Below are 15,737 nucleotides of genomic sequence, written 5' to 3'. Positions count from 1 at the left end.
ACGAACCGCCGTCTATCCCCCGTTGGAGAGCCGACCGGCACCGCTAGGCGATCGCGCCCTTGTCCCGCAGCGCGTCGATCCGCTGCGGGGACGCGGACAGGACGTCCCGCAGCACCTCGTCGGTGTGCTCGCCCAGCATGGGGGCGGGCGGGGGCGCCGCGGCGGCGTCGAGGCGCAGCGGGGATCCGGGGGCCAGGTGGGGCCCCACGCCCGGCTGGTCCAGCACGGCCATCAGCGGCTCGTCGCCGAGGCCCGCGGCCACCTCCGCGAAGTCGCGGTACCGGGACCAGAGGACGGACGTGCCGGCCAGCTCGTCCGCGACCTGCTCGCACGTGCGGGACGCGAACCAGGGGGCGAGCACGCCGCCGAGCGCCTCCCGGTGGCCGTAGCGGTCGCCGGCGCGGCGGAAGTCGGCGTCCAGGGCCCGTTCGAGGGCGGCCATCACCTCGCCGAAACCGGTGGCCTCCACGAGGTCGCGCCAGTGGCGGGCCGTGAGGATCGCGACCATGACCCGTCCGTCGGAGGTGGCGAAGTCGCGTCCGAAGTCGCCGAACAGGTGGTTCCCCAGGCGCGCCCTGGGGTCGCCCAGCTGCGCCTCGGCGAGGTAGCCCAGGTTCCCCGCGGTGGCCAGGGCGACGTCCTGCAGCGCCACCTCGATGCTCCGCCCTTCGCCCGTGCGCAGGCGGTGCCGCTCGGCCGCGAGCAGGCCGACGGCCATGTAGAGGCCGCACGCCACGTCCCACGCGGGCAGGGCGTGGTTGACCGGCGCCTCCTGGCCGGGCGGACCCGTGATCAACGGGAACCCCAGGGCGGCGTTCACCGTGTAGTCGACGGCATTGCCTCCGTCGCGCGTCCCCTGGAGCCGGACATGGATCAGATCCGGCCTGACCGCTCTCAGCTCCTCGTACGTGAGGCCTGGCCGGGGTGGGGCGTTGGTCAGGACGGCGCCGGCGCCGGCGATGAGATCCGCGACGACCTCGCGTCCCTCCGGCGACCGCAGGTCCACCGTGACCGAGCGCTTGCCCTTGTTCAGCCCGGCCCAGTACAGGCTCCGCCCGGACGGCGCGAGCGGCCACCGGTCGATGTCGGGCCCGCCGCCGATCTGGTCGACCCGGATGACGTCGGCGCCGAGCTGCGCCAGCGTCATCCCGCCCAGCGGCGTGGCCACGAAGCTGGACAGCTCGACGACGCGCATCCCGTCCAGAGGCAGTGTCCCGGCCATGCAGCGATGTCTATCAGGCGGCCGGCCGGGCGGCGCGGGGCGGGTGCGCCGGGGATCACACCGGGGATCGCGCCGGCGGGACCGGCTCGGGGGGTTGCGGCCGCCGCCGGCGCGATCGTCACGGCGCCGGAGGCCGGGCGGCGGGCCGCGGTGAGGTGGCGGCGGCCGCCCCGGCCTCCGGCGGGGGCCGGTCCCGGGGAGGGGGACGGGCCTCCGGGGTGGCTCAGCCGGCTTCGGGGACCGGGAGGGTCGGCTGGCCGGTGACGCCGAGGGTGTCCTCGACCAGGGTGACGAAGACCTCCGCGTCGTGCAGGAGCTCCTCGGCCTCGCGCGCCGTCACGGCGCGCGGGAGGCCGGCCTCGGCGGCGGCGCGCTTGTCGGCGCCGGCGGCGAAGAACGCCGCCCATTCGCGCAGGGCGGGCTCGGCCTCGGGCAGCAGCACCCACACGCTGCGCGGACGGCCGCGGCGGTGGGTCTCCAGGGGTTCCTTGGACGCCAGCACCGCGGCGGCGGCGCGCAGCGCGGCCAGGTGGGCGCAGACGTAGCGGACGGCGGGCGAGGTGGCCTCGGCCGCCTCGGCGAGGCCCATGCGGGCGGCGTGCAGCTGGCCGACGGCCGTGTGCGCCGGGCGCGGCGCGGGCATCGGGCGGTGACGGGGGCGTGGGCTCGGTGCTGGGACGGACTGGGCGGCGGAGTGGATCCCGCGTGCGGTCATCGTTCCGGACATGTCTGCCTCCTTCCGGGCTCGGGCCGGCCGGGCGGAGAGCTTCCCCTCACTCCGCCCGGCCGTCCGTCCCGCCGAAACACCGCGACCGGCGGGGACGTCGCCCTGGTACGGGCCGCGAGTCCCGCACCACCTCGAACATAAGTTCGAGGCATTCCCAGTAAACAGGCACGGCGACGATTCGTCAACGTGTTCGAACGCGTGTCACGACCCGCAGGTCAGAGGGCACGCAGCCGGTCGAACGGCGGGTGCGGCGGCGTGCCCGCGGGACGGCTAGCGAGGCCGCCTGACGTGCACGGGAACGTTGGTCCCGAGCAGGTCCGGGAAGTACTCGGCGATGTGCATCGGCATCCGCAGGCAGCCGTGCGAGGCGGGGTACTTGGGGACGTCCAGAGCGCCGTGGAAGGCGATGCCGCCGTTGAAGTAGATGGGGTTGTAGAGCTGCCCCAGGGGAGACCTCTCCCAACCCGACGCACGGCGCCCCGTCCGGAAGTCGCCCGTGCCGGTCGTGGCGTAGCGGCAGCGCGGGACGGTGGCGCCGCGGTCCTTGGCGCAGTAGTACTCGCCCGAACCCGACGAGATGTGCGAGATGAGCCGCGGCTTCCCGTCCTTGTAGAGGACGAGGTACTGCCGTTTCAGGTCGACGTCGACGCGGTTCTTCTCCCGCTTCTTGGCCATCGGACGCGGCTCCTTGGGCGCGTCGAGGGCCTCCCAGAAGGACTTGCCGAGCGTGGTCTTCTGCTTGAGGCGGTTCACGGCCTGGAACGCCCAGACGGCCGTCTGCGTGGACGGCCCGTACTTCCCGTCCACCTTGCCCGGGTCGTAGTTGAGCTCCTTCAGCCGGCGCTGGAGCGCCTTGACGTCCTCGCCCTTGGCGCCCGCCTTGAGTCTGCGGTGGGTCGGGGTGGGCGTCGGTGCGGGCGACGTCGCCGTCGCCGACGGTGAGGCCTTCGACGGGGCGGGCGACGCCGCGTCCGTGTCGTTGCAGGCCGTCAGGCCGACAACCGCGATCAGCAGAACCGCGCTCTTCCGCACGTCGATCGGTCTCCCTCGCATGCGCCGAACCTTAGAGTGCTACCCATGCATCCGAATGCCGAAATCGTCACGAAGGCCCTGCGCGACCAGGGCGCGACCGGAGCCATCGTAGAGCTTCCCGACTCCGCGCGGACTGCCCAGGCCGCGGCCGATCAGCTCGGCTGCGAGGTCGGCGCGATCGCCAACAGCCTGCTCTTCGACGCCGACGGGTCGCCGCTGCTGGTGATGACCAGCGGCGCGCACCGCGTGGACACGGCCAAGGTGGCGGGCCTGGTGGGCGCGGCGAAGGTGCGGCGGGCGACGCCGGAGTTCGTCCGGGAGGCGACCGGCCAGCCGATCGGGGGCGTCGCGCCGATCGGCCACCCGGCGCCGATCCGCACGCTCGTGGACGTCTGGCTGGACAAGTACGACCGGGTGTGGGCCGCGGGCGGGCACCCGCACACCGTCTTCCCCACGTCGTACGAGGAACTGCTGAGGATCACCGGGGGCACCCCGGCGGAGGTGGAGTGATGGAGATCTGGCACAACCCGCGGTGTTCCAAGAGCCGGGCCGCCAAGGCGGCGCTGGACGAGGCGGGCGTGGAGTACACCGAGCGCCGCTACCTGGACCAGCCGCCCACGGCGGACGAGCTTGACGAGGTGCTCACCCGGATCGGTGCCGAGCCGTGGGAGGTGGCGCGGCTGAACGAGCCGGTCGCCAAGGAGCTCGGGCTCAAGGACCTCGAACACGACCGGGCGCGGTGGATCGAGATCATGGTGGCGAACCCGGTGCTGATCCAGCGGCCGATCGTGCTGACCGGCGGCACCGCCGTCGTGGCGCGCGACGACGCCTCGGTGCGCAAGGCCCTCGACAGCGGCTGACGCCGGTGTGATTCTGGGGAGTCGGGGAACGACGATCGGTGACCTCCGGAGGGGCGATGACGGCGCAGATGCGCACCGGCCCGGCGGCGCGCGACCCGGGCTTTCGCGGAATCGACCCGCCCGCGCTCGATCAGGTCATCCGGCAGATGCAGGACGCGCAGAACGCGATCCAGGGCTGGCTGAACGGCCACCGCCCGCCGCCGGGCGTCTCCGCGGCCGGGTACAAGCAGGCCGACGAGGTGGCGCGGTGGGCCGCCGAGCAGCTCGGGATGCTGACGCGGCGCTACAACTACGCGATCACCCACCCGTCGCCGGGCGGCGGGGTGGACGCTCCGCCCACGCCGCGCCCCGCGCCGTCGCCCCGGACCCCGGGGCGCGCTCCGGTCGGGTCGCCGCGGCCGGTGAAGCCGCCGCCGCGCCGGACCGCGCCCGAGCCGACGCCGAGCGGCGCCGGGGAGATCGGCGACTTCCCCACCCGGCAGGCGGCCGCCAGGGCCGCCAAGACCGACGCGCTGGCCGTCGTTGCATCGGTCCAGGACCGCAGGCCCGTGCCCGACACCGTGTGGAAGCACCTGAAGGCCAACGCCGATGATCCCGACTACACCGAGAAGCTGTACGAGAGGCTGGGCCCGGCGGCCACGGCCGCGCTGCTGAAGGACGCGCAGGGGCACGAGGCCCGGCTGCGGGTCGTCCAGGAGTCGCTCGGCACGTCCAGCCACCATCTGACGATGGACGTGAGGTGGTTGCGCGCCTTCCTGGCCGAGGCCGACCGCGTCGGAGTCCGGCCCGTCGCCGTCCAGGTGCTCCTCGGGGCGGACATGAGCGGGCGGACGCGCGAGGCCATCGCGAAGCTCGATCTCCGTCCGTCCCAAGCAACGGACACCCGAGCAACGGACACCCGAGCAACGAACGTCGCCTGAGAGGTCGCCATGGCCGCTCCGCCTCCTCCCGGCAGCCTGCCCCCTCCGCTCACCGGCACCGCCGCGGCGGAGCTGTCGCCGACGGAACGTCCCAACCCGGAGTACCAGCAGCTCTACCAGGCGTACGCGGACGCCTACGGCAGCATCGACCGCCTCCGCCGGGCCCTGGACGCCCCGGTGAAGACGCTGCGCGGGACGGACGCGTGGCTCGGGCCGGAGGCGCGGGAGTGGGGCGGGCACCTCGACACCAACCGGGGGACGCTGCAGAAGGCCGCCGACCGCATCCTCTGGGACATCTACGATCGGCTCTCGGCCACCCAGCGGACCATCGCGCGGGTCTAGTCTCTGTCGGGTGAGGGACCCGAAGCTGCGTGAGATCGACGAACGCGCCTTCCTACGCAGGCTCGGCCCCATGCTGGACGTGTACGCGGCCGCGATGGACCCGCCGAACGAGCAGCTCCCGGGCCGGCACACCATCATGGAACGGCACGCCTCGTATCCGGGGTTCCGCGCGCTGGTCGCCGAGCGCCGCGGGGCGCTGCCGGTGGTGCCGGGTCCCGTCCTGGGGTTCGCGTACGGGTTCCACGGGGCGCGCGGCCAGTGGTGGCACGACGTCGTCCACCAGGCGCTGTCCGACCTGGAGGGGCCCGAGCACGCCGAGGCGTGGCTGGCGGACACGTTCGAGGTCGCCGAGCTGCACGTGCACCCGCGGGCGCAGGGCAAGGGACTCGGCCGGGGCCTGCTGAGCGCGCTGTGCGAGGGCAGGCCGGAGCGGACGGTCGTGCTGTCGACGCTCGACAAGACCCCGGACACCCCCGCCCGGACCCTCTACCGCTCGGTCGGCATGGTCGACCTGCTGACCGGCTTCGAGTTCCCGGGCGGAGGGCCCCGCTACGCGGTCATGGGCGGGACCCTGCCGCTGGCGTCGTACCCGGCGTCGTCCAGCAGCGAGTAGACCTCCCGCGTCGCCGTCGACTTGTTGAAGGTGATGAAGTGGATGCCGGGGGCGTCCTGGTCGAGCAGCTCCCCGCACAGCTCGGCGGCGTGCTCGATGCCGAGCCTGCGGACCGCCTCCGGGTCGTCGGCCACCGCGTCGAACCGGGCCTTGACCTCGGGCGGGAACGGCGCGCCCGACAGCTGCTCGGACCGCTCGATCGTGCTGATCTGCGTGACCGGCATGATGCCCGGCAGGACCGGCACGTCGCAGCCGGCGGCCTCGACGCGGTCGCGGAGCCGGAAGTAGTCCTCGGCCCGGAAGAACATCTGGGTGATCGCGTAGTCGGCGCCGGCCCGGCACTTCTCGATGAAGTAGCGGGTGTCGCTCTCGACGTCGGGCGAGCGCGGGTGCTTGTAGGGGAAGGCGGCCACGCCGACGCAGAAGTCGCCCGCGGCGCGGATCATCCGGACCAGGTCGGCGGCGTACTCGACGCCGTCGGGGTGCTTGACCCACTCTCCCATCGGGTCGCCGGGCGGGTCGCCGCGGACGGCGAGGATGTTGCGGACGCCCGCGGCGGCGAACCGCCCGATCAGGTTGCGCAGCTCGGCCTGCGAGTGGTCGACGGCGGTGAAGTGCGCGACCGGGGTGAGGGTGGTGTCGGTCGCGATCCGCTCGACGATGTCGACGGTCTTGTCGCGGGTGCCGCCGCCCGCGCCGTAGGTCACCGACACGAAGGTCGGGTGCAGGGGCTCCAGCTCGCGGATGGTCCGCCACAGGTTCCGCGCGCCCTTGTCGGTCTTCGGCGGGAAGAACTCGAAGGAGAACGAGCGGCGGCCGGTGGCCAGCAGCTCTCGGACGGTGGGGGGCCGGTCGAGGCGTACGCGCATTCCCCAAGCCTACAGAAGGCCCCGAAACCGCCGATCCGCGTGACGCTCGCCACAGGCCACCGGCGTTATGTACCTATTTCCGAAGATCGACTGACTTCTCACGTTTTCGCGGTGAGGTGTAAACCACCCAGGTGGATACGATCTCGGCATGTCGACCGCCCGTATCCGCAAGGAGGTCGACGAGGCGCTGCTGGGCTTCGTCGACCGGCAGCGCCCCGCCCTGCTCACCATCAGTGACGACCTCGCGCCCCTGCTGTCCGCCCTGGACGCGCTGCTGGGCGGCGGGAAGCGGCTGCGTCCCGCGTTCTGCTACTGGGGGTGGCGCGCCGCGGACGGCGATGACGTCCCCGGCATCGTGGCCGCCGCCGCGTCCCTGGAGCTGCTCCAGGCGAGCGCGCTGATCCACGACGACGTGATGGACTCCAGCGACACCCGGCGCGGCCAGCCGTCCGCCCACCGCAGGTTCGAGGCCATGCACGCCGCGCAGGACTGGCCGGGCGACGCGGAGGCGTTCGGCGGCGGCGCCGCGATCCTGCTCGGCGACCTGTGCCTGGCCTGGTCGAGCGAGATGTTCGAGACGTGCGGGCTGGACGGCGAGAGCCGCCGCCGCGGCCGGGCCGTCTACGACCTGATGCGCACCGAGGTGATGTGCGGCCAGTACCTCGACATGCTGGAGGGCGCGCGCCGGGAGGCCACCGTCGCCACGGCGCTGCGCGTGGTGGAGTACAAGAGCGCCAAGTACACGATCGAGCGCCCGCTGCACCTCGGCGCGGCGCTCGCCGGCGCCCGTCCCGGCGTGACCGCCGCGCTCACCGGCTACGGGCTGCCGCTCGGCATCGCGTTCCAGCTCCGCGACGACGTGCTCGGCGTGTTCGGCGACCCGGCCGAGACCGGGAAGCCCGCCGGCGACGACCTGCGCGAGGGCAAGCGGACCGTGCTGGTGGCCCTCACCCTGGAGCGCGCGTCCGCGGCCCAGGCCGCGGCCCTGGAGGCCCGGCTCGGCGATCCGGGCCTGGACCGGCCGGGCGTGGACGAGCTGCGCGCGATCATCGAGGAGACCGGCGGCCTCGCCGCCTGCGAGGCCATGATCGAGCGGTACCTGCGGGAGGCGGAGGCGGCGCTGCGGGCGGCCCCGATCACCGCCGAGGCGCGGCAGGCCCTCGCGGACCTCGCCGTCGCCGCCACCGCACGCATCACCTGAACCGCGGGTGGCACGATCCGGCCACCTTTCCCCGGCGGTCTAGAACTTTCCCACCATTTGGTGGCAGAAATGTCGCCATGTGCGCCGACAGCCCCGCGGACCGCGTCCCGCGCGTCGCTCCGCTCCCCGAGGAGGAGTGGGACGACGTGCTCAAGGCCGTGGTCGCGACGACCGGGCCCCTGAACCTCTTCACCACCCTGGCCCGGCACCCGGGCCTGTTCCACTCCTGGATCGGGTTCGGCTCGATGCTGCTGATGCGGGGGACGCTGCCCGGCCGGGACCGCGAGCTGGCGATCCTGCGGACGGCGCACCACCGGTCCTGCGACTACGAGTGGGGGCACCACCGCGGGCCGGCGCGCGCCGCGGGGCTGACCGAGGCCGAGATCGCCGCCGTCCGCCTCGGCCCCGACGGGCACGACTGGGGCCGCGACGACCGCATGGTGCTGGCCGCCGCGGACGAGCTGCACGAGCAGGGCACGATCGGCGACGAGACGTGGAGGGAGCTGTCCGGGCGGTTCGGGGAGCGCGAGCTGATCGAGCTGGTGATGCTGATCGGCCATTACCACATGGTCGCCTTCGCGCTGAACGCCCTCCGCGTCCAGCCGGAGGAGGGCACCGGCCCCGGAGAGGGGCGCTGATGCGGACGGGACGGTGGCTGCCCGCCGCGGCGGCGCTCGCGTCCGCGCTGGCCCTCACGGCGGTGCCGGGGCCCGGTGAGGCGCGGGCGGCGCTCGGGCGCTGCGGCGACCCCGCCCAGCGGCCGTGGTGCAACACGGCACTGACGCCGGACCAGCGGACCGCTCTGCTCATGCCGGAGATGACCGAGGACGAGAAGATCGCGCTGCTGGCGTCGGACGACCCCTTCGGCGGCCCGCTCGGCGGGTTCTTCGAGACGGCGCACGCGGACACGGCCAACGGCGTCGAGCGGCTCGGGATCCCGCCGGTGTACATGGCCGACGGCCCGGCCGGCGTGCGGCAGGGCAAGGCCACGGCACTGCCCGCGCCGATCGCGCTCGCGGCGGGCTTCGACCGCGAGGCCGCCGGACTGTACGGCGGGACGGTCGCCTGGGAGGCCAGGCACCGGGGCAACGACCTCGTCTTCGGGCCGACCGTCGACGTCCTGCGCACGCCCCGCAACGGCCGGACGTTCGAGGGCTTCGGCGAGGACCCCTACCTGTCGGCGACGCTCGGCGTACCGTGGATCAAGGCCGCGCAGGACCGGGGCGTGATGACGTCGGTCAAGCACATGGCCGTCTACACGCAGGAGACCGACCGGCTCTCGCTCAGCATGAACGTCGACCCGCGGACGCTGCGGGAGATCTACCTGCCGCCGTTCGAGGCCGCCGTGGGGGACGGCGGCGCGGCGACCGTGATGTGCGGGTTCGGGAAGCTGAACGGCCGGTGGGCCTGCCAGGACGGCGCCGTCCTGAACGGGATCCTGCGGTCGGAGTGGGGCTTCACGGGCTTCGTGCCGTCGGACCACACCGCGGCGCAGGACACGGCCGACGCCGCCAACGGCGGGCTCGACATGGAACTGCCGATCGGCATGAAGTACAACGCGTTCCTGCTGAAGACGGCCGTCGCTCAGAAGAAGGTCACGCAGGCCACCATCGACGGGCACGTCCGGAACATCCTGCGGACCATGTTCAGGTTCGGGCTGTTCGACCGGCAGGCGTATCCCAACGACCTCAGCCGCATCGACCGGACGGCGAGCGAGACCGCCGCCCGGCGGATCGCGGAGGGCGGCATCACGCTGCTGAAGAACGACGGCGTGCTCCCGCTGAAGGCGCCGCGCTCGATCGCGCTGATCGGGCGGGCCGCGCAGGAGAGCCCGAGCGGGTTCGGCTCGGCGAAGGTCGTCCCGTTCACGGCCGTCAGCGCGCGGGACGGCATCACGCGCCGCGCCGGGGCCGGGGCGACGGTGACCTACACCACCGGTGACGACCGCGCGGCGGCCGCCGCCGCGGCCCGCGGCGCCGACGTCGCCCTCGTGTTCGCGACCGACAGCCAGGGCGAGTTCTTCGACAAGTCCTGCCTGACGCTGGAGTGCGGCGAACCGCTCCGCGGCGACCAGGACGGGCTGATCTCCGAGGTCGCCAGGGCCAACCCGAACACGATCGTCGTCCTGAACACGGGCGGACCCGTGCTGACGCCCTGGGCAGGGCAGGTGAAGGGCATCATCGAGGCCTGGTATCCGGGGCAGGAGGCGGGGAACGCCCTGGCGCGCGTCCTGTACGGGGACGTCGACCCGGGCGGACGGCTTCCCGTGACGTTCCCGGTCGAGGAGAACGACGCCCCGACGGCCGCGAACCCCGCGCAGTACCCCGGTGTCGGCAAGACCACGACGTTCTCCGAGGGTGTCTTCGTCGGCTACCGGCACTACGACGCCAAGGGGATCGCGCCGCGGTTCCCGTTCGGGCACGGCCTCTCCTACACCACGTTCGCCTACAGCGGTCTCACCGCGAGCACCAAGGACGTGCAGGTGACGGTCACCAACACCGGTCAGCGGACCGGCGTCGCCGTCCCGCAGCTGTACATCGGCATGCCGTCGCCCGGCGTGGACGTCCTGCAGCCGCCCAAGCAGCTCAAGGGCTACGCCAAGGTCACGCTCGCACCCGGCGAGAGCACGAAGGTGACGTTCCCTCTGTCTTCGCGCTCGTTCGCCTACTGGAACGAGGGCGCGAAGGCCTGGAAGGTCGCCGGCGGCTGCTACAAGATCATGGTCGGTTCGTCCTCCCGGCGGATCGAGCGCACGGGGACGCTCGGCGCCTGCGGCTGACGGGGAAGATCGAGGTTCCGCTGCCGTACTCGCCGGTTACGCGGTACAAATGAGGAAATCTTCGTCCGTCCCCGCCGAGTCGGAGTCCCCCAGTGCCGCACGACACCTCCCGCGGGAGGACGACCGTCCATCCCGCACGCGCCGCCGCCCGTCCCGGGCGCCCGGCCCAGCCCCACGGCGGCCGCGCCGGGCGCTCCGGCAAGCCGCACCCCTCGCAGGCCCGCTCCGGGCAGGGGCGCGCGGGGCCGCCGCGTCCCGCGCAGGGCAGCCGGTACCTCACCGGCGGCGAGGCCGACGGCCCGCGGCTGCAGGAGGTGGTCGACGCCCGCGGCCCGCTGTCCGGGCCGCGGCTGCGCAAGGTCGCCGCGCGCACCGCCGCGGCGCTCGCGGCGATGCACCGCGCGGGGGTCGTGCACCACGACTTCAAGCCCGCCAACGTCCTGCTCGCCCCGGACGGCGCCAAGGTCGTCGACCGCGGCGCCGGGCGCCTCGCCGACGCCGCCGGGACGCCCGCCTACCTGGCGCCCGAGCAGATCGAGGACGAGCCGGCCGGGCCGCCCGCCGACGTCTTCGCGTGGGGCGCGACGATGGTGTTCGCCGCGACGGGCCGGCCGCCGTTCGGCACCGGGCCGAGCGCGGCCGTGATGCGGCGCGTCACGTCCCGCAGGCCCGACCTCGGCGAGATGCAGGGCCCGCTGCGCGACCTCGCCGTCCGCTGCCTGGACAAGAACCCCGCCGCGCGGCCGACCGCGCCGCAGGTCGTCCGGGCGCTGCGGGAGGGGCAGAGCCCGGCGCCGAAGCCGCGGCCCACGAAGATCCCGCGCTACCGGTGGCGGATGATGGTCGCGCTCGGCGCGGTCATCGCGGCCGGGTTCGCGCTCGGCATGCTGTTCTGACCGGCCCCGGTGCACGGGCCCTCACCGGTGCACGGGCCCTCACCAGTGCGGCGGCCGGTCCTCCAGCAGGCGGGAGTCGTCGTCGCCGGCGCGCCACTCGCCCCACCCGGTGTCGGTGTCGTCGAGCGTCTGGTCCGGCAGGATCTCCAGGTCGTCGTCCAGCTCGACCGGGCGGTCGTCGTCGGGTCCCAGGTTCATGATCCCCATTGTCGGCGATCGGACCCGGGCGCCGCACCGTGATCCAGGTCAAACCCTGACCAGGCCCCGGTGCCGCCGGCCCGCCGCCGTCCGGGCTCAGGCGGCCAGCCGGCGGGCGAACTCCGCCGCGGCGGCGGCCGGATCGGCGGCCTCGGTGATCGCCCGGACGACCACAACGCGGCTCGCGCCCGCGGCCAGGACCTCGTCCAGGGCGCCGAGGTCGATCCCGCCGATCGCGAACCAGGGCCGCGCGACCCGCTGCCCGGCGACGTACTCCACCAGCTTCGGGCCGGGGGCGGGCCGGCCGGGCTTGGTCGGGGTGGGCCACACCGGGCCCGCGCAGAAGTAGTCCACACCCGCCTCGGCCGCCGCCGCGGACGCCTGCTCGGGCGAGTGCGTCGACCGGCCGATCAGCATGTCGCCGCCGACGATCTCGCGGGCGGCGGGGACCGGCAGGTCGTCCTGGCCGAGATGCAGCACGTCCGCGCGGACGGCGTGCGCCACGTCGGCGCGGTCGTTGACCGCCAGCAGCGCCCCGTGCCGGTCGCACGCCGCGCGGAGGACCTCCAGAGAGGCCATCTCCTGCCGGGCCTCCAGGCCCTTCTGCCGGAGCTGGACGATGTCGACGCCGGCACCGAGCACGGCGTCCAGGAAGCCGGGCAGGTCGCCGTGCCGCTCCCGCGCGTCCGTGCAGAGGTAGAGGCGGGCTCGGCTGAGCCGCTCGCGCAGCTCGACGGCGCGTGCGGAGGGCAGATGCCTGGACACGGCGGCGGACGTCCTTTCTCGCATGCGGTCGCGGGGCCGCGCGGCGGCACGGTGCCGTGGCGCGCGACCCCGCGATGGTGTCACGTGCGTCCTCGCCGGGCGGACCCGGCCCGCGGCCGGCTAGAAGGCGAGCGCCTGGGCGCGGCGGCGGACCTCGGTCCCCCGGTTCTCCGTCAGCGCCTCGACGGGCGTCCCGGGGAGGGTGTCGTCGGCGGTGAACAGCCACCGGATCGTCTCGACGTCGTCGAAGCCGGCGTCCGACAGCAGCGTCAGGGTGCCGGGGAGCCCCTTGATGACCTGGCCGTCCTTGATGAACGCGGCGGGCACCATCGGCTCGCCGCCGCGGCGCACGGCCAGCAGGCGGTGCTCGCTGATGAGCTGCTTGATCCGGTTGGGCTTGATCCCGAGACGGTCGGCGGTCTCCTTCAGGGAGAGCCATTCGCCGGCGAGGGCGTCGGTCCGGGGGTCGAGTGCGCTGTCAACGGTTGCGTGCATCTGCGTCACGCCCCCTTGCTACCACGCCTTCGAAACCCTCAAACCCCCTGCACAACCGTTAAGTTTCCTCGCCGATCGCTAACGCCGAACGACCTGCTTGACGGGCACGTCCGGGTCGGCGATCGCCTCCGCGTCCACGGGCGTCCCGGCGGCGATCACCCGCCTCGCCTGTACCAGGTCGCGGGGCCTGCCGACGGTGAGGATCGCGTCGAGGCGGTCGCCGGTCAGCCACGCCACGGCCCATTTCGGTCCGGCCGGGTCGCCCCGGTGGACGAGCCGCTCGGCCGCGGCGTGGTTGCCCGCGTACTGGACCATCCGGCCGAACTGCTCCGACCAGAAGTAGGGGGCGGCGTCGTAGACGGCGTCCTGTCCGAGGAGGGTCGCGGCGGCCACGTCGGGGGCGTTGAGGGCGGTGTCCCAGTGCTCGACGAGGAGCCGCCGGCCGTACCGCCGCGACCACCAGGCCGCGCAGTCCCCGACGGCCACGACGTCCGGGCGCAGCGAAGCGGGGTCCTCCTCGCCCGTGTAGGCGCGGAACGAGCCGTCGGTGACCACGCCGCGCTCCAGCAGCAGGCCGGAGCCCTCCAGCCAGTCCAGGACGGGCCGGACGCCGACGCCGACGACCACCTCGTCCGCGCCGATCCGGCCGCCGCCGGCGAGGGCGAGCCCGCCCTCCTCGACCTCCGTGGCCTTGACGCCGGTGCGCAGCTCGACGCCGGCCTCGGCGTACCAGGGGGCGGTCAGCGCGCCGGCCTCGGGCCCGACAGCGTTGGCGAGCGGGGTGTCGGCCGCTTCGGCGACCGTGACGCGGCAGCCCTTCTTCGCCGCGGCGGTGGCGACCTCCGCCCCGATCCAGCCCGCCCCGACGATCACGATCCGGGCGCCCGGGGTCAGCCGGGCCCGCAGGTCGCGGGCGTCCTCGATGGTGCGCAGGACGTGCTGGCGGCCGTCCCCGGGCAGGGTGATCGGTGCCGCCCCCGTCGCGATCACGAGGCCGTCGAAGGGCAGGTCGCCCGCCGTGGACGCGACGGCGCCGCCGCGTCCGGGGGCGTCCAGCCGCAGGCCGGTGGCGCGCTCGCCGAGCAGCAGCTCGCAGCGCAGCGCGTCCCAGTCGGCGTCGACCGTCGTGTCGTCGGAGTCGCCCGCGAGGACGGCCTTCGACAGCGGCGGCCGGTCGTAGGGGCGGTGCCGCTCCGCCGAGACGAGGGTGAGCGCGCCCTCGTAGCCCCTGCTCCTCAGGGCCTCCACGGCGCGCACGCCGGCCAGCCCGCCACCCACGACGATGACCCTCTGCATGAAGGCAACCCTAACCGGCGCCGGATTCCGGGTGGACACCTGTCCAGGCGAAGGCGCGCGGCCTCAAGGTCGTAAGGTAGGAGGCGGACACAAGAGCACAGACCGCGGGAGTCCGGTACGACCGGGCTGAGAGGGCGGCTGAACGGGCCGCCGACCGCCAGACCTGATCCGGATCATGCCGGCGAAGGGAGCGCGTATGGAGATCGTCATCATCGGCGCCGGGGTCATCGGCCTCGCCACGGCCTGGCGGGCCGCCGCGGGCGGCGCCGCCGTCACCCTGGTCGACCCCGAACCCGCCGGAGGCGCCTCGTCGGTGGCCGCCGGGATGCTCACCCCGGTCAGCGAGCTGACCTACGGTGAAGAACCATTGCTGCGGCTCGGCCTCGCGTCCCGCGACCGCTACGGCGCGTTCGTCGCCGAACTGGAGGAGCAGACGGGCCTGGAGACCGGCTACCGCGCCGACGGAATCATCGAGGTCGCGTTCGGCCCCGACGACCTGGCCTACCTCGACGACCTCCGCCGCTTCCAGGAGAGCCTCGGCATCCCCGTCGAGACCCTGTCCGGCCGGGAGTGCCGGCGGGCGGAGCCGATGCTCGCGCCCGGCGTGCGCGGGGGGCTGCTCGCCCCCGAGGACGGCTCGATCGACCCGCGCCGCCTCACCCCGGCGCTGCTGGCCGCGGGCGAGCGGCTCGGCGTCCGGCTCGTCCTGCGGCGGGCGGCCGGGATCGTGATCGAGCACGACGCGGCGACCGGGGTGCGGCTGGACGACGGGACGGTCCTCCGCGCGGACCGGGTGCTGCTGGCCGCGGGCCCGTGGTCGGACGGCCTCGACGGCCTGCCTCCCGGGACCGTTCCACCCGTCCGCCCGGTGAAGGGGCAGGTGATCCGGCTCCGCGGCCGCACCCCGTTCCTCCGGCGGTCCACCCGCGGGCTCGTGAAGGGCTCGTCGGTGTACCTCGTCCCGCGCGCCGACGGCGAGGTCGTCCTCGGCGCCACGCAGGAGGAGCTGGGCTTCGACACGCGCGTGACCGCCGGCGGGCTCTGGGAGCTGCTGCGGGACGCCCGGGAGCTGCTGCCCGGCATCACCGAGCTGGAGTTCGCCGAGGTCTCCGCCGGGCTGCGTCCCGGCTCCCCCGACAACGCGCCCGTGATGGGCCCGACCGCGCTGCCCGGCCTCTTCGTGGGGACGGGGCACTTCCGCAACGGCGTCCTGCTCACCCCGGTGAGCGCCGACATCCTGTCCGCGATGCTGCTGGACCGGCCCGTCCCCGAGGTCGCCGGGCCGTTCGCCCCCGACCGCTTCTCCCCCGAGGTGACCGCATGAAGGTGATCGTCAACGGTGAGCCGCGCGAGCTGCCCGACGGCGCGAGCGTGGCCGAGGTCGTCGCGACCGTCACCGCCGCCGCGACCGGCGTGGCGGCGGCGCTGAACGACGAGGTCGTCCGGCGCGCCGAATGGGAGGCGACCGCGCTGCGCGACTCCGACCGCATCGAAGTGCTGACCGCCGTGCAGGGAGGCTGAC

General features: G+C 74.2%; 19 protein-coding genes and 1 riboswitch. Of the genes, 11 read left to right on the top strand and 8 right to left on the bottom strand.

The genetic code is table 11. The features are described 5' to 3' along the window. Nucleotides 1-43 precede the first annotated feature (43 nt). The 3 genes from ABGB11_RS06980 to ABGB11_RS06970 form a co-directional block, all read right to left on the bottom strand. Nucleotides 44-1,222, bottom strand: coding sequence for a CoA transferase (locus ABGB11_RS06980; protein ID WP_347630000.1), 1,179 nt, complete (start codon nucleotides 1,220-1,222; stop codon nucleotides 44-46). Between the two features lie 223 nt (nucleotides 1,223-1,445). Beyond that, entirely contained in the window at nucleotides 1,446-1,949 is a 504-nt protein-coding gene (locus ABGB11_RS06975; RefSeq protein WP_347629998.1) for an SAV_6107 family HEPN domain-containing protein, read from the bottom strand. A gap of 270 nt (nucleotides 1,950-2,219) precedes the next feature. Further along, nucleotides 2,220-3,002, bottom strand: coding sequence for a L,D-transpeptidase family protein (locus ABGB11_RS06970; protein WP_347629996.1), 783 nt, complete (start codon nucleotides 3,000-3,002; stop codon nucleotides 2,220-2,222). A 24-nt stretch (nucleotides 3,003-3,026) separates the two neighbouring features. On the opposite strand from ABGB11_RS06970, the gene ABGB11_RS06965 reads away from it, so the two are divergent. The 5 genes from ABGB11_RS06965 to ABGB11_RS06945 are packed head-to-tail and all read left to right on the top strand — an operon-like array spanning nucleotide 3,027 to nucleotide 5,716. Then, nucleotides 3,027-3,491 carry a YbaK/EbsC family protein gene (locus ABGB11_RS06965; protein ID WP_347629994.1) on the top strand — a complete coding sequence of 155 codons (465 nt, stop codon included), beginning with the start codon at nucleotides 3,027-3,029 and terminating at the stop codon, nucleotides 3,489-3,491. Beyond that, nucleotides 3,491-3,841 (top strand): arsenate reductase family protein, encoded by a 351-nt coding sequence (locus ABGB11_RS06960; RefSeq protein WP_347629992.1) that lies wholly within the window; start codon nucleotides 3,491-3,493, stop codon nucleotides 3,839-3,841. Before ABGB11_RS06965 ends, ABGB11_RS06960 begins: the two co-directional genes overlap by 1 nt. 56 nt (nucleotides 3,842-3,897) lie before the next feature. Further along, on the top strand, nucleotides 3,898-4,761 hold the full coding sequence (locus ABGB11_RS06955; protein WP_347629990.1) for a hypothetical protein: 864 nt from the start codon (nucleotides 3,898-3,900) through the stop codon (nucleotides 4,759-4,761). Nucleotides 4,762-4,770: 9 nt separating this feature from the next. After that, nucleotides 4,771-5,103 carry a hypothetical protein gene (locus tag ABGB11_RS06950; protein WP_347629988.1) on the top strand — a complete coding sequence of 111 codons (333 nt, stop codon included), beginning with the start codon at nucleotides 4,771-4,773 and terminating at the stop codon, nucleotides 5,101-5,103. Nucleotides 5,104-5,113: 10 nt separating this feature from the next. Continuing rightward, nucleotides 5,114-5,716: a GNAT family N-acetyltransferase gene (locus tag ABGB11_RS06945; protein WP_347629987.1), complete on the top strand. Its 603-nt coding sequence runs from the start codon at nucleotides 5,114-5,116 to the stop codon at nucleotides 5,714-5,716. Here ABGB11_RS06945 and metF read toward each other — a convergent pair. Beyond that, nucleotides 5,653-6,585 (bottom strand): methylenetetrahydrofolate reductase [NAD(P)H], encoded by a 933-nt coding sequence (metF, locus tag ABGB11_RS06940; protein WP_347629986.1) that lies wholly within the window; start codon nucleotides 6,583-6,585, stop codon nucleotides 5,653-5,655. The two genes, ABGB11_RS06945 and metF, sit on opposite strands and share 64 nt — an antisense overlap. Before the next feature lie 148 nt (nucleotides 6,586-6,733). Between metF and ABGB11_RS06935 the strand changes: the two genes are divergently transcribed. The 4 genes from ABGB11_RS06935 to ABGB11_RS06920 all read left to right on the top strand — a co-directional run bounded on the left by ABGB11_RS06935 (nucleotide 6,734) and on the right by ABGB11_RS06920 (nucleotide 11,461). Then, entirely contained in the window at nucleotides 6,734-7,786 is a 1,053-nt protein-coding gene (locus ABGB11_RS06935; protein ID WP_347629984.1) for a polyprenyl synthetase family protein, read from the top strand. A gap of 77 nt (nucleotides 7,787-7,863) precedes the next feature. Further along, on the top strand, nucleotides 7,864-8,424 hold the full coding sequence (locus ABGB11_RS06930) for a carboxymuconolactone decarboxylase family protein (protein WP_347629982.1): 561 nt from the start codon (nucleotides 7,864-7,866) through the stop codon (nucleotides 8,422-8,424). Further along, the gene (locus tag ABGB11_RS06925; RefSeq protein WP_347629980.1) at nucleotides 8,424-10,565 is read left to right on the top strand and encodes a glycoside hydrolase family 3 C-terminal domain-containing protein; all 2,142 of its coding nucleotides are present in this window, start codon (nucleotides 8,424-8,426) and stop codon (nucleotides 10,563-10,565) included. Before ABGB11_RS06930 ends, ABGB11_RS06925 begins: the two co-directional genes overlap by 1 nt. A gap of 92 nt (nucleotides 10,566-10,657) precedes the next feature. Next, a complete protein-coding gene (locus ABGB11_RS06920) occupies nucleotides 10,658-11,461 on the top strand; it encodes a protein kinase (RefSeq protein WP_347629978.1) in 804 nt (267 codons plus the stop codon). A gap of 39 nt (nucleotides 11,462-11,500) precedes the next feature. Here the strand turns inward: ABGB11_RS06920 and ABGB11_RS06915 are convergent, their stop codons facing one another. The 4 genes from ABGB11_RS06915 to ABGB11_RS06900 form a co-directional block, all read right to left on the bottom strand. Then, complete coding sequence (locus ABGB11_RS06915; RefSeq protein WP_347629976.1) at nucleotides 11,501-11,659, bottom strand: hypothetical protein; 159 nt, start codon at nucleotides 11,657-11,659, stop codon at nucleotides 11,501-11,503. 96 nt (nucleotides 11,660-11,755) lie between these two features. Then, entirely contained in the window at nucleotides 11,756-12,424 is a 669-nt protein-coding gene (gene thiE / locus ABGB11_RS06910; protein ID WP_347629974.1) for a thiamine phosphate synthase, read from the bottom strand. A gap of 120 nt (nucleotides 12,425-12,544) precedes the next feature. Then, nucleotides 12,545-12,919 (bottom strand): Rv2175c family DNA-binding protein, encoded by a 375-nt coding sequence (locus ABGB11_RS06905; RefSeq protein WP_347629972.1) that lies wholly within the window; start codon nucleotides 12,917-12,919, stop codon nucleotides 12,545-12,547. Nucleotides 12,920-12,997: 78 nt separating this feature from the next. Then, nucleotides 12,998-14,215: an FAD-dependent oxidoreductase gene (locus tag ABGB11_RS06900; protein ID WP_347629970.1), complete on the bottom strand. Its 1,218-nt coding sequence runs from the start codon at nucleotides 14,213-14,215 to the stop codon at nucleotides 12,998-13,000. A 94-nt stretch (nucleotides 14,216-14,309) separates the two neighbouring features. Continuing rightward, nucleotides 14,310-14,422: riboswitch (TPP riboswitch) on the top strand. Here ABGB11_RS06900 and thiO point away from each other — a divergent pair. Beyond that, on the top strand, nucleotides 14,412-15,539 hold the full coding sequence (gene thiO, locus ABGB11_RS06895) for a glycine oxidase ThiO (RefSeq protein WP_347629968.1): 1,128 nt from the start codon (nucleotides 14,412-14,414) through the stop codon (nucleotides 15,537-15,539). Its footprint overlaps the riboswitch before it by 11 nt. Next, nucleotides 15,536-15,736 carry a sulfur carrier protein ThiS gene (thiS, locus tag ABGB11_RS06890; RefSeq protein ID WP_347629966.1) on the top strand — a complete coding sequence of 67 codons (201 nt, stop codon included), beginning with the start codon at nucleotides 15,536-15,538 and terminating at the stop codon, nucleotides 15,734-15,736. The genes thiO and thiS overlap by 4 nt, the downstream gene beginning before the upstream one ends. The last annotated feature ends 1 nt before the right edge of the window (nucleotide 15,737 follow it).

This window comes from Actinomadura sp. B10D3 (assembly GCF_039871695.1).
Classification (GTDB): domain Bacteria; phylum Actinomycetota; class Actinomycetes; order Streptosporangiales; family Streptosporangiaceae; genus Spirillospora; species Spirillospora madurae.
The sequence above is the reverse complement of the archived record's forward strand: the minus strand, read 5'-3'. Positions and strand labels throughout refer to the sequence as shown.

Bases quoted from the DNA above. Each gene is read 5' to 3' on its own strand.
- ABGB11_RS06980 (WP_347630000.1), bottom strand. From the start codon at position 1,222: ATGGCCGGGACACTGCCTCTGGACGGGATGCGCGTCGTCGAGCTGTCC.
- ABGB11_RS06975 (WP_347629998.1), bottom strand. From the start codon at position 1,949: ATGTCCGGAACGATGACCGCACGCGGGATCCACTCCGCCGCCCAGTCC.
- ABGB11_RS06970 (WP_347629996.1), bottom strand. From the start codon at position 3,002: ATGCGAGGGAGACCGATCGACGTGCGGAAGAGCGCGGTTCTGCTGATC.
- ABGB11_RS06965 (WP_347629994.1), top strand. From the start codon at position 3,027: ATGCATCCGAATGCCGAAATCGTCACGAAGGCCCTGCGCGACCAGGGC.
- ABGB11_RS06960 (WP_347629992.1), top strand. From the start codon at position 3,491: ATGGAGATCTGGCACAACCCGCGGTGTTCCAAGAGCCGGGCCGCCAAG.
- ABGB11_RS06955 (WP_347629990.1), top strand. From the start codon at position 3,898: ATGACGGCGCAGATGCGCACCGGCCCGGCGGCGCGCGACCCGGGCTTT.
- ABGB11_RS06950 (WP_347629988.1), top strand. From the start codon at position 4,771: ATGGCCGCTCCGCCTCCTCCCGGCAGCCTGCCCCCTCCGCTCACCGGC.
- metF (WP_347629986.1), bottom strand. From the start codon at position 6,585: ATGCGCGTACGCCTCGACCGGCCCCCCACCGTCCGAGAGCTGCTGGCC.
- ABGB11_RS06935 (WP_347629984.1), top strand. From the start codon at position 6,734: ATGTCGACCGCCCGTATCCGCAAGGAGGTCGACGAGGCGCTGCTGGGC.
- ABGB11_RS06930 (WP_347629982.1), top strand. From the start codon at position 7,864: ATGTGCGCCGACAGCCCCGCGGACCGCGTCCCGCGCGTCGCTCCGCTC.
- ABGB11_RS06925 (WP_347629980.1), top strand. From the start codon at position 8,424: ATGCGGACGGGACGGTGGCTGCCCGCCGCGGCGGCGCTCGCGTCCGCG.
- ABGB11_RS06915 (WP_347629976.1), bottom strand. From the start codon at position 11,659: ATGAACCTGGGACCCGACGACGACCGCCCGGTCGAGCTGGACGACGAC.
- ABGB11_RS06905 (WP_347629972.1), bottom strand. From the start codon at position 12,919: ATGCACGCAACCGTTGACAGCGCACTCGACCCCCGGACCGACGCCCTC.
- ABGB11_RS06900 (WP_347629970.1), bottom strand. From the start codon at position 14,215: ATGCAGAGGGTCATCGTCGTGGGTGGCGGGCTGGCCGGCGTGCGCGCC.
- thiO (WP_347629968.1), top strand. From the start codon at position 14,412: ATGGAGATCGTCATCATCGGCGCCGGGGTCATCGGCCTCGCCACGGCC.
- thiS (WP_347629966.1), top strand. From the start codon at position 15,536: ATGAAGGTGATCGTCAACGGTGAGCCGCGCGAGCTGCCCGACGGCGCG.